Annotated in this window: 11 protein-coding genes and 2 pseudogenes; 11 read left to right on the forward strand and 2 right to left on the reverse strand. The window is 61.5% G+C overall.

Going from position 1 to position 14566, the window contains the following annotated elements:
* Positions 1 to 26: 26 nt before the first annotated feature.
* Genes ACVWY3_RS36840 through ACVWY3_RS36870 form a run of 7 tightly spaced genes read left to right on the forward strand, consistent with a single transcriptional unit; the run spans position 27 to position 6769 of the window.
* Positions 27 to 1415, forward strand: coding sequence for an ABC transporter substrate-binding protein (locus ACVWY3_RS36840; protein ID WP_456842828.1), 1389 nt, complete (start codon positions 27 to 29; stop codon positions 1413 to 1415).
* A 46-nt stretch (positions 1416 to 1461) separates the two neighbouring features.
* Complete coding sequence (locus tag ACVWY3_RS36845; protein WP_456842829.1) at positions 1462 to 2361, forward strand: branched-chain amino acid ABC transporter permease; 900 nt, start codon at positions 1462 to 1464, stop codon at positions 2359 to 2361.
* Entirely contained in the window at positions 2361 to 3284 is a 924-nt protein-coding gene (locus ACVWY3_RS36850; RefSeq protein ID WP_456842830.1) for a branched-chain amino acid ABC transporter permease, read from the forward strand. The genes ACVWY3_RS36845 and ACVWY3_RS36850 overlap by 1 nt, the downstream gene beginning before the upstream one ends.
* Entirely contained in the window at positions 3281 to 4027 is a 747-nt protein-coding gene (locus tag ACVWY3_RS36855; protein WP_456842831.1) for an ABC transporter ATP-binding protein, read from the forward strand. Before ACVWY3_RS36850 ends, ACVWY3_RS36855 begins: the two co-directional genes overlap by 4 nt.
* A complete protein-coding gene (locus ACVWY3_RS36860; protein ID WP_456842832.1) occupies positions 4027 to 4719 on the forward strand; it encodes an ABC transporter ATP-binding protein in 693 nt (230 codons plus the stop codon). The genes ACVWY3_RS36855 and ACVWY3_RS36860 overlap by 1 nt, the downstream gene beginning before the upstream one ends.
* Positions 4703 to 5386, forward strand: a complete 684-nt coding sequence (locus ACVWY3_RS36865; RefSeq protein WP_456842833.1) for a DUF2848 domain-containing protein — start codon at positions 4703 to 4705, stop codon at positions 5384 to 5386. The genes ACVWY3_RS36860 and ACVWY3_RS36865 overlap by 17 nt, the downstream gene beginning before the upstream one ends.
* 24 nt (positions 5387 to 5410) lie before the next feature.
* Positions 5411 to 6769 carry an amidase family protein gene (locus tag ACVWY3_RS36870; RefSeq protein WP_456842834.1) on the forward strand — a complete coding sequence of 453 codons (1359 nt, stop codon included), beginning with the start codon at positions 5411 to 5413 and terminating at the stop codon, positions 6767 to 6769.
* Here ACVWY3_RS36870 and ACVWY3_RS36875 read toward each other — a convergent pair.
* Positions 6653 to 7207 (reverse strand): annotated as a pseudogene (locus tag ACVWY3_RS36875) (nucleotidyl transferase AbiEii/AbiGii toxin family protein); the annotation flags it as partial. The gene ACVWY3_RS36870 and the pseudogene ACVWY3_RS36875 sit on opposite strands and share 117 nt — an antisense overlap.
* Before the next feature lie 716 nt (positions 7208 to 7923).
* Between ACVWY3_RS36875 and ACVWY3_RS36880 the strand changes: the two are divergent.
* From ACVWY3_RS36880 to ACVWY3_RS36890, 3 genes and pseudogenes are all read left to right on the forward strand, one after another.
* Positions 7924 to 9249 (forward strand): TAXI family TRAP transporter solute-binding subunit, encoded by a 1326-nt coding sequence (locus ACVWY3_RS36880; protein WP_456842835.1) that lies wholly within the window; start codon positions 7924 to 7926, stop codon positions 9247 to 9249.
* A gap of 41 nt (positions 9250 to 9290) precedes the next feature.
* Entirely contained in the window at positions 9291 to 10052 is a 762-nt protein-coding gene (locus ACVWY3_RS36885; protein WP_456842836.1) for a bestrophin-like domain, read from the forward strand.
* 908 nt (positions 10053 to 10960) lie between these two features.
* A pseudogene (locus ACVWY3_RS36890) lies at positions 10961 to 12297 on the forward strand (tyrosine-type recombinase/integrase).
* A 1603-nt stretch (positions 12298 to 13900) separates the two neighbouring features.
* On the opposite strand, the gene ACVWY3_RS36895 reads toward ACVWY3_RS36890, so the two are convergent.
* Positions 13901 to 14047 carry a hypothetical protein gene (locus tag ACVWY3_RS36895; RefSeq protein ID WP_456842837.1) on the reverse strand — a complete coding sequence of 49 codons (147 nt, stop codon included), beginning with the start codon at positions 14045 to 14047 and terminating at the stop codon, positions 13901 to 13903.
* On the opposite strand from ACVWY3_RS36895, the gene ACVWY3_RS36900 reads away from it, so the two are divergent.
* Positions 14046 to 14504, forward strand: a complete 459-nt coding sequence (locus ACVWY3_RS36900) for a M35 family metallo-endopeptidase (RefSeq protein ID WP_456842838.1) — start codon at positions 14046 to 14048, stop codon at positions 14502 to 14504. The two genes, ACVWY3_RS36895 and ACVWY3_RS36900, sit on opposite strands and share 2 nt — an antisense overlap.
* Positions 14505 to 14566 lie beyond the last annotated feature (62 nt).

The following is a 14566-nucleotide window of genomic DNA, read 5'->3' on the forward strand; positions in this document are numbered from 1 at the left end:
TCATTTTGACCGGCTCAGGGGGAGTCATGACGTCCAAAGGTATGTCCATCATCGTTGCACGTTGCCTGTCGTCGTTTGAACGGCTCTTCAGGCTTGATCGCGGGTTGCCGCGCAGCAAAGTCCGGCTGGTGGTTGATGGTCTTGCAGGCGCGCTTGCAATCGGCATCGTGGCGGCGACCCCGGTCGCGGCACAGGAAAAGCCGAGCGCGTTGGGACTGGGCATCTTCACGTTCACATCCGGTCCTGCCGCCGCCTACGGCATGCCGGGTAAGAACGCGGCCGACCTCATGATCGACGAGATCAATGCAAAGGGCGGCATCGGAGGCGTGCCGGTCAGCGCGACCTATGTCGACGAGGCGCAGGGCGCGCAAGGCGTGATCGCGGAGTATCGGCGGCTCGCCGGGGACGCGAAGAACCAGGTGATGGTCGCCGCCTTGTCGAGCGCCAATTGCCTGGCACTGGCGCCGCTCGCGGAGCAGCTCGAGGTTCCCACTGTTGGCTGGAACTGCGATACCCATCAGCTGCTCATGGATGGCAAGAGCAAATATGTGTTTCGCCCGAACGGCAACACCGTACCCGAATTCATCGCCTACGCGATCTACCTGCTCGATCACAAGCCTGACGTGAAGACGGTTGCGATCATCAACCCGGACTATGCGTTCGGCCACGACGCAGCAAAGATATTCACAGCGGCGCTGAAAGCCCTGAAGCCGGACGTAGAGATCGTCGCGGAGCTCTATCCGAAGCTGGGATCGCCGAACTACCAGACCGAAATCTCGCGCCTCGCCACCGCGCGCCCTGATGTCGTTTTCTCCAACCTTTGGGGCGCCGATCTCGAGAACTTCGTTCGTCAGGCCGCACCGCGTGGGATCTTCACCTCCAGTCAGGTGATCCTGGCGCTCGGCGAGACCGTACTGCAACGCGTGCCGTTGCCCGACGGCGTGATCGTCGGCGTTCTCGGCGACGGCTGGTGGATGTCGCCGGACGCCAGGGCCAAGCCGGAGACCGTGAAGTTCGCCGAAGCCTATAAAGCGCGCTTCGGTGAGTATCCGGTGTTCCCGTCGATCAAGATGGCCAACGCGCTGATCTATGTGAAAGCCGCCTACGAGGCCGCGATGCAGAAGAACGGCGGCAAATGGCCGACGCGTGCCGAGCTCGCCGACGCCATGAAGGGCAGCAAGGTCGAGACCCTGACCGGCACCGCGCAGACGCGGGCCGACAATGACGGCCTTGTCGACCAGATCGTCGGCGTGACCGTAAAGACGTCGGCGCAGCAGTTTCCCATCATTGGCGACATGGTCCGCTACAAGGGCGACAGCCTGATGCCGCAGGCAGGTCAAGATCCGCTGGCCTGGATCGCGACGCTCAGGCCCGCGTTCGCCAAAAGCCTGCCGAAGCCGGGCAGCTACAAATAGATCGGGACCACGTTCACCTGATTCCAATCACGGAAGGCGTGAGCCGATGTTGAATGCAATCATCCCCCTGTTGCTGGACAGTCTGGCGAGTGCCGCGTTGATCTTCTTCGCGGCGGTCGGCCTGACGCTCGTCTTCAGCGTGCTGCGCGTCCTCAATGTTGCCCATGGCAGCCTCTATTCGATTGGCGGCTATGTCGCGGCCTCGATCTGCCTGTTCATCGCCAGCCGGCAGCTCAACCCGTATTGGTCGTTCCTGGCGCTCCTGTTCAGTGCCGTGTGCGTCGCGGCGATCTTCGGTCCGTTGATCGAACGGGGGCTCGTCCGCTGGACCTATGGCAAGTCGGAGGCCGTGCAGATCCTGATCACGTTCGGGCTGTTCCTCATCCTGGAGGATCTCCAGCGCGTGATCTTTGGCGTGCAATCTTTCTACGAAGACGCGCCGATGCGATTGCTCGGCACCACGAGCATCGGTGGCGTCGTCTATCTCAACTACCAGATCCTCCTGGTCGGCATGGCGCTCCTCGTCGTCATCGGCCTGCGACTCCTGATCAACCACACCCGGTTGGGCCGCCTGATCACGGCCGTGGTTACTGATCGCGAGATGGCGCAGTCGATCGGCATCGATACCAACCGGATCTTCATCCTGGCGTTCTCTGTCGGCGTGTTTCTCGCCGCATTGGGCGGCGCGCTGGCGACGCCGACCTCGGGCATCGCGCCGGGCCTCGGCGCCGACACCATGGTGCTCGCCTTCGCGGTCGCGGCGATCGGAGGGCTCGGACAGATCGAGGGGGCCGCATTGGCCTCTTTGATCGTCGGCCTGGCGCGCGTGCTCGCGATATATCTGGCGCCGTCGCTGGATGCCGTCGCACCCTATGCGGCGATGCTTGTCGTTCTCCTGATCCGTCCCTACGGGCTGTTCGGATCGGTAACCGCGCGGAGGATATGATGCGAACGATCACGGCCGCCGCGGCGGTCCTCGTCCTCGCGCTGTTGCCTGTGGCCGCGCCCTGGCTTCAATTCGTCCTGACTCTGGCGATCGCCAAGGGATTTGCGGCCCTCGGCGTCGCCGTGCTGCTCCGCGCCGGGCTGATCTCGATCGGTCATGCCATGTTCTTTGCCGCGAGCGCCTATGCGGTCGCGTTCCTGGCGCGCGCCGGCGTCAACGATCTTGGGCTGCTGCTGATTCTGTCGGTGCTGGGCGGCGCCGTCGTGGGCGCCATCGCCGGATCGTTTCTCGTCCGCTATCGCGCGATCTTCTTCGCGATGTTGAATCTCGCGGTCTCGATGGTGTTTTACGCGCTGTGCGCAAAATTGTACGGCGTCACCGGCGGGACCGACGGCATGCCGGTGCCGGTCCCGGCAATCTTTGGCGTTCTGCTTGGCGAACCGGCTTTCAAAGGCGTGCTGTTCTATCTCAGCCTGGGGCTGATGGTGCTCGTCGGTCTTGCCGTGCAGCGCTACCTGAACAGCCCGCTCGGTCATGCCCTCTCGGCCGTGCACACCAACGAGATCCGGCTCGAATATTTGGGCATCCCGGTCTGGGCGATCCTGCTGATCGCCTACGTCGTCTCGGCGGCGCTCGCCGGCCTTGGCGGCGCGATCGCCGGGTTTGCGATCGGTCGCGTGGTCCCGGAATTCGCGTTCTGGACCGCATCCGGTCACCTCGTGCTCATCGCCGTCCTTGGCGGCATCGGCGGTGTTCCGGGCGCGTTCATAGGCGCCGTGTTCCTGGAACTGCTGCACAGCGCAGCGGTGACAGTTACGGATTCCTGGAATTTGATCGTGGGCATGACGCTGATCATCGTGATCGTGTTCATGCCGCAAGGAGTCTATGGACTGTTCGCGCGCAAGGAGGCGGCGAGCCTATGACGCGTCCCATCCTGGAAGCCAGGGGTCTCCACGTCTCATTCAATGGTGTCAGGGCCGCCGACGACGTCAGCATCGCGGTTCATGACGGCGAGTTCCTCGCGATCATCGGCCCGAACGGGTCGGGCAAGACGACGCTGCTCAACATCTGCACGGGCTATATCCGTCCGAGATCCGGCAGCGTGCTGCTCGACGGTGACGACATCACCCGTCTGTCGCCGCGCGCCATCGCGCGCCGCGGTGTCGCCCGCGCATTCCAGATCCCGCAGCTCTTCTCGGCACAGCGCGTGATCGACAACATGATGCTGGCGCTGGCGGCAACGGACGGCCTGTGGAGCGCGGTCCGCCCGCTCGAGACCGCGAAGCGACGCAATGAGGCAACGGCGTTGCTCGACCTCGTCGGTCTCGCTGGCGATGCCGACCGGATCAGCAGCACGCTTCCCGAAGGGCACCGCAAGCTGCTCGACATTGCCGTTGCGCTGGCGCTGAGGCCGCGCCTTCTGCTGCTCGACGAGCCGACCAGTGGCGTCAGCGCTCTCGAACGCTTCCCGCTGATGGAGGCCCTGATGGGGGCGCTGCGCCAGCGCCGCATCACCGCACTGTTCGTCGAGCACGATATGGACGTCGTCGCGCGTTACGCAAGCCGGGTCCTGGTGTGGAACGCCGGCAACATCATGGCTGAGGGGCGGCCCGACGAGGTGTTCAGCAACGCGCAAGTCCGCCAACGTGTCGTGGGAGTTGCCTGATGCTCAATCTCGACAAGGTCAGCGTCTCGATCGAGGGCGTCCGCGTGCTGCGCGCGGTCAGTTGCGAGATCGTCGCGGGCAAGACGACCGTGTTGATCGGCCGCAACGGTGCCGGCAAGACCACGACGCTACGCGCGATCATGGGACTCATCGGGCATGACGAGGGTTCGATCCGGCTCGATGCCGACGATCTCGGCCGCAGGCCTGCCCACACGCGCGCCCGTGCCGGCATCGGCTACGCGCCGGAGGACCGTCGCCTGATTTCGGAGTTGAGCGTCGAGGAGAACATCCGTCTGCCGGCGCTGGCGTTGAAGCTCGATCGGGCCGAGATCGCTCGCAGGCTGGACGAAATCTATCAGCTATTGCCTGAATTGCACGTGATGCGCTCCAGGCCCGCGGGCGGCGTGTCCGGTGGGCAGGGAAAGATGGTCGCGCTGGGCCGCGCACTGACGGTGGCGCGCAAGGTTCTGTTGCTCGACGAACCTTTCCAGGGCCTGGCGCCGGCCCTCGCGCTCGACTATGCGCGCACGCTTGGCGAATTGCGCAAGCACCGGCCCGAGCTTGCCATGCTGATCACCGAATCGTCGCCGGCGCTGCTCGATCGGATCGCCGACAGGACGCTGCAGATCGAGCGCGGCGAAATCCTGACCACATCGACCAAGAGTAGGCCCTCCCATGCTGCTGCAATTTGACCGCGTCGCAAACGACAGGACCGACCGCGTCAGTGTCGAGATCAACTCTCTCGTCATTGCCGGCTGGGCGGGCAGGGATGCCGCGGCGATCGAGCACCATATCGAGGAGCTCGCCGCGCTCGGCATCCCGCGCCCTTCGATGACACCACTCTACTATCGAGTCGCCGCACAAACCCTGACCCAGGAAAGCCAGCTGACCGTCCTCGGCCCGGACAGTTCCGGCGAGGTCGAGCCGGTCATTGTCGCGATGGCTGACGGGCTCTGGGTCGGCATCGGATCCGACCATACCGACCGCAAGGCCGAAGCTTCGGGCATCGCGCTTTCGAAGCAGCTCTGCGGCAAGCCGGTCGGCCCTCAGCTCTGGTCCTATGCCGACGTGGATCGGCATTGGGATGAATTGGTCCTTCGCTCGTGGGCGACGATCGACGGAAAACGGATTCTCTACCAGGAAAGCCGTGTTTCCGCTCTCAGGACGCCGCGCGATCTCATTCGTCGCTACAACGGAACGGACACACTGCCCGGCGGCACGCTGATGTTCTGCGGTACGCCGGGCGCGATCGGCGGCATTCGGCCGGGAACGCGTTTCGAGATGGAGCTGAAGGATCCGGTCCTCAACAGGACCCTGACCCATGGTTACGACATGGACGTCCTCCCGGTCGTCTCCTGATCGTTCTCCCCTCGAGCGCGTCTGATGGCAGCAACGCAGGATCGATCGCAGCCTTCCGCCGTGGCACGGCTCGAGGCGGCACTTGCACGTATTCGCTCGCCTGAAGCAAGGAGCGTGTTTACGGCCGTTTTCGCAGACAGCGCCAGGTGGGAGGCCGAGGCTGCGGATCGCCGCGCTACTGCCGGAGCGCCCCGCGGTCCGCTCGATGGTCGCATCGTTTCGGTGAAGGCGTTGTTCGACGTCGCGGGCACGGTCACGAGCTCCGGATCCGCCGTGTTGCGCCGTCTGCCGCCGGCCCTTGAGGACGCTGAAGTCGTGCAGCGGCTGCGGGCTGCAGGTGCCATCGTCATTGGCAAGACCCAGATGACGGAGTTTGCCTTCTCCGCGCTCGGAACGAACCCGCATGATGGAACGCCGGGCAACCCGCGAGACCGCGAGCGCGTGCCGGGGGGCTCGTCATCAGGCGCGGTGGTGTCGGTGATCGACGGCATGGCCGACATCGCCATCGGCAGCGATACCGGCGGTTCTCTCCGAATCCCGGCTGCGCTGTCGGGCGCGGTCGGTTTCAAGCCGACCAGCGGTTTCGTGCCGACCGCCGGCGCATTCTCGCTATCCTCGAGCCTCGACACGATCGGCCCGATCGCGGCGAATGTCGCCGATTGCTTCGTCGCTGATCAGGTCCTTTCAGGTGAAGGCACGCCAGCGCGGCTGCGCCCGGCCCCTGCCGGCACGTTCCGCCTTGTCGTTGCCCGCGGGCGGCTGTTTCATCGCTGCGAGCCGGACGTGCTCGGCGCGTTCGAGGCCGCCATAGAGCGGCTTCGATCTGGTGGTTTGCGGATAGAGGAGGGATCGATCGAGTCGACTCTCGATGACATCGTAGAGATCGACAAGATCGGCACTTTTCCCTCAATCGAGGTTGGCGCGACGCTGCGCGGTCTGGGCCTGCCCGGGCTGGACGGTCTCGATCCCCGAACGCGGGTTCGCATCGAAGCCGGCGCCAGCATCCTCGGCACGGACTATGTGCGCATGGTGCGGCTACGGCAGGCGGCGATCCAGTTCTTCGAACAATCCTTCGGCAACAATGAGGTTTTCGTCCTGCCGACGACGCCGATCCGTGCGCCGCTTCTCTCCGCTGTTGCGGAGGATGCGACATTTCATGAACTCAACGGTCTTGTCCTGCGCAATCCACGCATCGCCAACTTGCTCGACTGCCCGTCGATTTCGCTGCCATTGCCGCTCGACGGTCTTCCCGTCGGTCTGATGCTGATCGGTCGTAGGAACGCCGACCGGCGCTTGCTGGAGATCGCGGCCAGTGTCGAAACGCTGCTGCGAGACGTTTCTGCTGCGGTGGAGTGGAGGCGACTTCGCCCAAGTTTGCGATGAGGGGGCCGCCATCGATTCCTTGATGATTGCGATGTCGAAAATGTCGCGAGGCTTTAGCATCGTCGCCCCATGGCACATCTTCTTGAGAGCGATCTCCGCTGGCGGTTCGATCGCAATCGTTGGCTTCCACCCCGCTCGAATTGACGTCAGGTCGATTTCCTTCTCGACGGGATCAAGATCAGAGATTGCGCCGCTGACGATGAAATCGATCTCGCCTTCGGGATACCTGAGCTTGGGGTATTGGGCCGCCTTGTCCCAATCGTCGCAATTCCATACGTCCGTCGTCTCCGGCGACAACACGGCGAGATATTGCGGATCGTGGAGGAACGCATCGATGTCTCGACTACATCGATGATTGGCGTAGAGCATCAGGGCCGTCCCCACCGAGTAACCAGTCGGGCACACGCTGGCCCTGTTGCTCCAGGTCCGAAGGCCCATCGAGAGTTTCGACCAAGTGGCCTGCGTCAGCCGCTCAAGTGCGCGCTCCAACAGGGAATGGCGTTAACGACTCGATTGCAAGCCATTAAAAATACTGGGAAATCGGCGCTGATCTTGCACGCACAACAGGCCTGGCTCGACCTCTGCACCCATCGGCTTGTTTGATCTGTATCAAGGCGCAACGGCTAGATGCGATCTGCAATGCCTTCCCGCGCGGGGGGATGTTGCAATGGCTGTTTTTCGCAGACCTTTATTGCGCTGATCTCCGCCCCTGCCGTCTCGGCGCCGGATGGTATCGAACGTGGATTGCTGGGTATATGATCAATTCGTCGATCGAGAACCAATACGAGTTCTGCTGCGAGAGTGGGTGAACGACTTCGGGCTCGTCGGCGGCGCAGGGCTCAATCCGAAGTCCAAGGATGTCATCACCGCCCCAACGCCGCCGCCGACAGCGTATTCGAGATTCCACAGTCGGGAGGTGCACGACCGCTAAGGATCAATGGATTCTCTGGATTCATGACAACGCGGGCAGTCGCCTACTGCTTCCGGTCCAGCATCCCCGCTTTGAAGTTTATTGCCGACCTGAAGTAGGAGATCAGGAAGCTTAAAGGCCTTGCTCGTCGAGGAATGGGAGACGCGAGCTGCGCTGGCTTTCGCGATCGTGGCCTCTGCTGGCGGAGCGGCGGTAATCGGCCCGAGGATTTGGAGTGACGAGCATGATGTCGATAAAACTGCCGCTGTGGCTTCGCTTTGTCCTGCTTCTCGGCGTCGTCGTTGCTGCGGCAGGCGCAGGTCTCCTTGCCTATCGGTACTACAGCCGCCCGGCAACGCTGACCGTGGCGGTCGGCTCCATCGACGGCGAGGCGGCCAAGGCAATGTCAGCGATAGCAGGCGAGCTCGTTTCAACGAACGCGCCGGTCCGGCTCAAGGTCATCGACAGCGGCACCGCGCTTGAGGCTGCTGCCGCGTTCTCCGCGGGTAAGGTCGATCTCGCTGTGGTTCGCGGCGATGTCGGCGACTTGTCGCAGGCGCAAGCCGTCGTCGTCGTCAGCCATATGGTCGTGCTGATCATCGCTCCGCCGGGATCGCCCATCGACAGCATTGGCAGCCTGAAGGGACGCGCGGTCGGCGTGATCGGTGGAGTAGCGAACGCCAAAATTGTCGATGTGCTAACCAGGGAATACGATCTGGCGAGCGCAAAAGTTGCATTCAAGAACCTTGCTTTGACGGATGTCCGGCAAGCCATTCAGTCGAAACAGGTCAGTGCCCTGCTTGTTGTGATCCCGCTCGCCGAAAAGTACCTCTCGCTCGTTCGCGGATTTTTCCAGCTCGATCATAAGAAGGTCCCGGTATTGATCCCAATCGAGTCCGCGGGGGCAATTGCAGAGAATGAACGCGCCTTTGAAAGCTTCGACGTCCCGAAGGGCACGCTGCGGGGATCGCCGCCGGTGCCGGACGATGACCTGACGACCCTGAGGACCTCGCTGTACCTGGTTGCGCAAAAGAAGCTCGGCACTGATCTGGTAACCAGCCTCACGCAAGCGATCATGAGCGCGCGCAGGAATCTGCTCCGCGAGCAGCCGATTTTCGCGCAGATCACCGCGCCCAGCACCGACCAGGATGCATACCTTCCGCTGCACCCTGGCGCGGCAGCCGTCTACAACAGCACCACGCAGAGCTTCATGGATGAATACGGCAACTGGATCTATTTGACGCCGATGGTGCTGGGAGGTGCCGCCACCGTTCTCGCCGCAGCCTGGAAATTCCTCGGGATCGGCGGGCCCGCCACTCCGCATGGTCCTTTGGATACTCTCTATGCCTTGGCCCGACGGATCCGGAACGTTGACACGGAGGCAGAGCTGTCGGCGATCGAAGAGGAGATCGACAACATTCTCAAAGCAGAACGTGCCAAAGCCGCGAGTGGCGACGAGAGCGCGGTGGATGCCGTCACGTTGAACGTGGCGGCACACCGGCTGGAGAACCTGATTCACGATCGGCGAGCGCTGCTTGCGAACAAACCGTCAGTTGCTTCCGCGGCCTAAGCGAGTTGCGCTCCAATTGAGCTAGGCATGAGTGATAGATCATGAACGCAATAGCAATATCGGCCATCACGTTCGTGTGCATTTCAGCCGGCGCCTTGCTTGGTATGTTTCTTCGCAACAAGTTGCCGGACCATCACCTCAGCGCGGATGCAAAGGATGTGGTCAGGCTGGGTACAGGCCTCATTGGGACGATCGCGGCACTCGTGCTCGGCCTGCTCATCGCCTCGGCGAAGAGTTCGTACGACACGCAGAGTTCTCAGGTCAATCAGATGACGGCAAGCATTATCCTGCTAGACCAAATCCTGGCGCAGTACGGGCCGGAGACAGGCGCAGCCCGCAATCTCATGCGACGTGGCGTCGTCATTCTAGCCGACCGCATGTGGCGCGAGAAAAGGTCCGATGTTGCCAAGATGACATCTTTCGAGGCAAGCGCTGCAAGCGAAGCGTTCTATACGAAGCTCCAGGAACTTTCGCCAACGAACGATTCCCAACGCTCGGTGCAAGCCCGGGCAATACAAATCAGCACCGATATCGCACAAACACGCCTGCTGCTGTTCTCGCAGGCGGACAATTCGATTCCCATGCCATTTCTCGTGGTGCTGATTTTCTGGCTGACTATCATCTTTGCAAGTTTCAGTCTGTTTGCCCAACCAAATGCAATCATCATCGGCTCTCTGCTCATCTTTGCGCTGTCGGCTGCCGGGGCGATTTACTTGATCCTTGAGCTGGGTCAGCCGTTTGCGGGATTGATGCAAATCTCCAGTGCGCCACTGCGGAACGCCCTCGCACCACTGAGTCTCTAAGCCCCTTTTTTCTACGTCGCGCGGCCATTCGTACCGTGGGACGGCGCGATCGCGCCTGGCGAAGCAACGGAATGCTTCAGTGCCAACACCGCCGGTTTCCACCATCGCGCGAAACGCGACGTCGGCGACTTCCTGCTCATGAAGCACGAACTTCATCAGCTTCATGGCTTTTCCCTGGTGCGGCCTTTGGAGCCGGGATATGCAAGGCGTGTTGGGGAACACAAAGACACTGAACGATCCCTTCGCTTTTTCTCCCGCTCAAAAATCGGAAAAATCGACGGGAAATTCGCAAGACGTATCAGCGGGATGTGAGATCGAGTCGTCTTTTCAAAGCGAAATCGAGCCGCTCTTAAAGGGAAATCGAGTCGTTTTCACAGTGTCCGTATGATGCATTTTTTTTGGTGGGCCCGGCAGGACTCGAACCTGCAACCAGACCGTTATGAGCGGCGGGACAATGATCGCGATCGCTGATTTTCTTGTGTTTTCGTTCGAGTTCGACCGCGTTCGCCGCATCTCGTTCAGGCCGTTTCTGGTGCGAAACTGGTGCGGTAAATCTCCAGCCGAAACTGACTTGGCTGTTTTGGCGGAGTGCCCGTAGCACGCGTAGCGAGCTTCGTGGGCGGGCAAGGATCGAACCTTGGATCTCTCCCCCGTGAACCACAATCCGTAGACCCGAGCCAACCAAATCCGGCCATAGTTAGAATGTAAAAACTCCTTTAATTGAGGGAAGTTACGGCCCATGCGACCATAGGAGCCCATAAGCGGCCTCGCTACATTTTGTATGCCCCCGTTGTGCCCACCGTGGATTTTCCCTTGGGGCACAAAATGAGGGGAGGTCTGAGAGCCGGTTCTGTTCGAGGGCTGACTGCCTTCTGGGGCGCACCGGGCGCAGAGAGAGGGAAGGAATCATGACGGAGCCGGCCAACCAGCTGACACTCACCGATACGGTGATCCGCAACGCAACGCTGCCGCCGGGTAAGGCGCAGCATTATCTCCACGACGACAAGCTGCCCGGCCTCGCCTTACGCATGCGCGCCACGGGCGGCCGGACCTGGCCGACGTCTACCTCTTCACCAAGCCGGGGGTGAGGGGGACCCAGCGCAAGACCCTCGGTGCATGGCCCAAATATAATGAAAAGGCCGCGCGCAAGGCCGCCACCATCGCCGCAGGCGAGGTCGTCAAGGGCTTGGACCCGAACGACGCGAAGCGCGAGGAGAGGCGCCAACAGGTAGCACAGAAACAGCGCACCACGCTCGCGACGCTCATTGTTGAAGATGGTCCCTACCAGACGTCCTTGACCGAACGTCAAGTCGTCAACTGGAAGCCAGCAATGTCGGCGCTCCGGCGCGGGCTGAAGGATCACGCCGAGAGCGGCGTGGGGGACCTGACGCGACGGCAGATCATGGCTGCGGTCGACAAGATTACCAAGACCGGCAGGCGCGGCGCAGCCAAGGACTTGCGCAAGCACGTGCATACCTTCCTCGAATGGTGCGTCGGCGAAGGTTACGTCGAGCACAACGTGCTCGCTGGCTATCGCGCTCCCAAGGAAACCCGAGCGCAGAGAGTCGGGCGCCGAACAAAGGGCCGCGCGCTGACCGATGAGGAGATCATTAAGGTCTGGGATGCATCCGGCAAGCTCGGGGCTTTCGGCCTCCTGGCTCGCGTGTGCCTGCTCGGTGGCCCGCGCCGCAGCGAGCCGACCATGATCGAGTGGCGAAAGCACATTATGGATGACCGGATCACCTTCGATGCGGCGTGGACCAAGATGGGGCTGCACCATGATGTGCCGCGCACTCACTTGGTTGACGAGGTGCTCTCGGCCGCGAAACATTTCCAGCGGGCAACCTCCGACTATGTCTTCCCGTCACCAAAGACCGGCGGCCAGATGTCCGGCTTCACCAAGATGGTCAACCGCCTGGTCAAGGAAGCGGGCGTCGCCAAGTTCACCATGCATGACTTAAGGCGCAGCTTGCGCACTATTATGTCACGCTGTGGTTACGACAACGAAATCCAGCGGCTGTGTGTTGGGCAAAAGCCAAGCGGAATCGATCAGGTCTACAATCACGACGAACAATGGATCATCCGCAAGATGGCGTTCGAAGCGGCTCACGACTACATTGCGGAGTTGGTCGGCGCGAAACGGGGCGGCAAGATCGTGCGCCTGCAACGGACGAACCCGCTTGATCTGATCAAGGCCGAGCTCCTCGGGCGTCTCCGTGAGCACTATGCGGCTGAGGCGTCTTAGTGGTTTTGTCGCACTGGGCCAGATAGTCGCGAACCGCATCGACACGATAGAGTGGCCGGCCATCGACGTAGCGCCATTTCAGCGGGTGGTTCGGGTCGCGCCGCCACTGCTCCAGCGCGCCAGGTGTGCGCCGGATGACCGCGGCCGTTTCCAATGCCGTCAAATTGGAGCTACCGGGCAGCGTATCGATATCGAACGTCGCGGGCGGCGGCATGCCACGGTTTTTGCGTGGCCGCTTCGTAGCGTGCAGCTGCTTGCCACCGTCTGGCACCCCTAATGCCTCGATCGGAGTCTTCCCGCCCATGCCTTTGCCCGAACCGTGACCCGCTGAGACAACAGAAGCGCAGGCTTCTCCAGGAACAAAGAGATCTCGAGCTTAAGCATAGCTGCCGGGTAGCTGTGGCGTGCAAAAAGGACGAATTGCATCCATCTGCCGAGAGGTGATGGGGCCTCGTAAGGGGCGTCGCGGCGCCGATCAGTACCTAAATGTCAGAGAGACCTCGCATTAGGGAAGAACTGCGCACAATCGATTATTGGAGCACCTCCGGCATTAGAGGGCCTGTGTGCGCAAAAAGGTGATCCCTTTCGTGGCTCATCAGGTGGATCACTCCGTCGTGGCGCTCTGCCTCGTATCAGCTTGTCGCGGTCGATGACGAAGGTGCCAAGCGCGAGGCTCACATCTCTGCTCGCAAAGCCTCCGTCGCTGGAGGTCTGGCAGGACGTACGCTGGAAAGCTTGCCTCACGCGCGACTAGAACCGGAAACAATCAGCGCGGTTTGAATCGGCGGGCCAGATTGCCGCCAATTGCTGGGCCTGCACGATCCGGCCTCTAGCCCCCCATACCGGCCAACGTGGGATCGTGCTTGTGCTTAGCGGACTATCAGATCGCGAATTGCGTCAGCGATCCTGTAGTCGTCTTTCGACTTGCCAAGGTGCTTGCGGCCGACCAAGCGGCGCAAAATGCCATGCTCTTTCTAATAAATGCGAACCTGTTTTAGTAGCTCCTTTTTCTTCTGCATGGCTCCATTGTAGCACGCAGTTGATGATGCAAGAGGGAGGGTGGGGATACGGCGGTAAACCCGCGCGACATTGTGGCCGCATGAAGATCGACCGCAACTATCTCACGTCCCTTGAGGTCAAAGCAAAGCGTTAGGCGTGGGAGGAGCAGTACGGGCAAAGGATTCGCAATTGATGTCGTGCTCGACGCTGCGAAAGACGAGCTGAAAAACAAAGGTGACAAGCCGCCACCACAGCCGCCTAGGTGCGGACTATTAAGCGAGTAGTCGATAGCACGATCCTCGTCACGTGCTACGCCCCGGTCAGGTTTTAGCGGTAGCGCCAGCACCGCCAATCACCATCGCTCATCCCTAGCTAGTGGCGCGATCGATCAGTAGCAGCGATGCTCTCTCGAAAAGTCATGTTCGAAGTTGCCCGTTTGCCAGCTGTCGCTGCTCAGCCGGTAATTGCGAGTGGCCGCGCATTGTCGCACCAGCCGACATTGTGCGCTGCAGCGGATTCGGGAGGTCCAAGGGCGCAACCGGTGCTTGCAAATTCACTAAGAAGGAAAGAAGATAGACCTGAGGTTGGAGGGGGCAATGCTACGTCATTTCAGGCTGCCTTTGTTTGCGGGAAGACATGCCGTTTTAATTTTCACTCTTGCTGCCGTTGGAATGCCGTGGGTCTCGTCGTCGGTCATCGCGGCTTCGCCTCCCTGCGCGGGAGCAGATTTGGTGACGGCGAAAAGCGCCATGGGCGTCGCCAGACAGGCCGTGACCACCGCGATATCGGCGTTGGACAGCGCTGATGACAAGGCGACGACCTGGCTTGGCGTTCACTCGTCCAGCGATGCGCAGACGGCCAAGGGTGTCCTGCAACGGGTCCTGACGCTGGCGGGCGATCCCGCCTATCTTTGCGACAACTCGACCTATCCCACCCTTGGAGACGTCTATGCGCACGTTCTCCCGAGTGATCCGTTTGTCATCAAACTGGGGACGTTCTTCTGGAACGCGCCGGATAGCGGATTCGATTCCAAGCCCGGCACCCTGGTTCACGAGATGACCCATTTTGGCCTGACGGGAGCGACGCAGGACTTCGCGCTCGATGTGGCTTCGTCGCGGGCACTGGCGTTGACCGATCCGGTCGCGGCCCGCGGGAACGCAAACAACTATGAATATTTCGTCGAGGCCGTCGCATTCGACCTGCCGTAGTCGGTAGCGCGGGCGGTTGAAATCCTTTTGGCGTTGCCGTGGGTCGCGGCCGCAAGGTTAGT

Source organism: Bradyrhizobium sp. USDA 4486, from assembly GCF_054057995.1.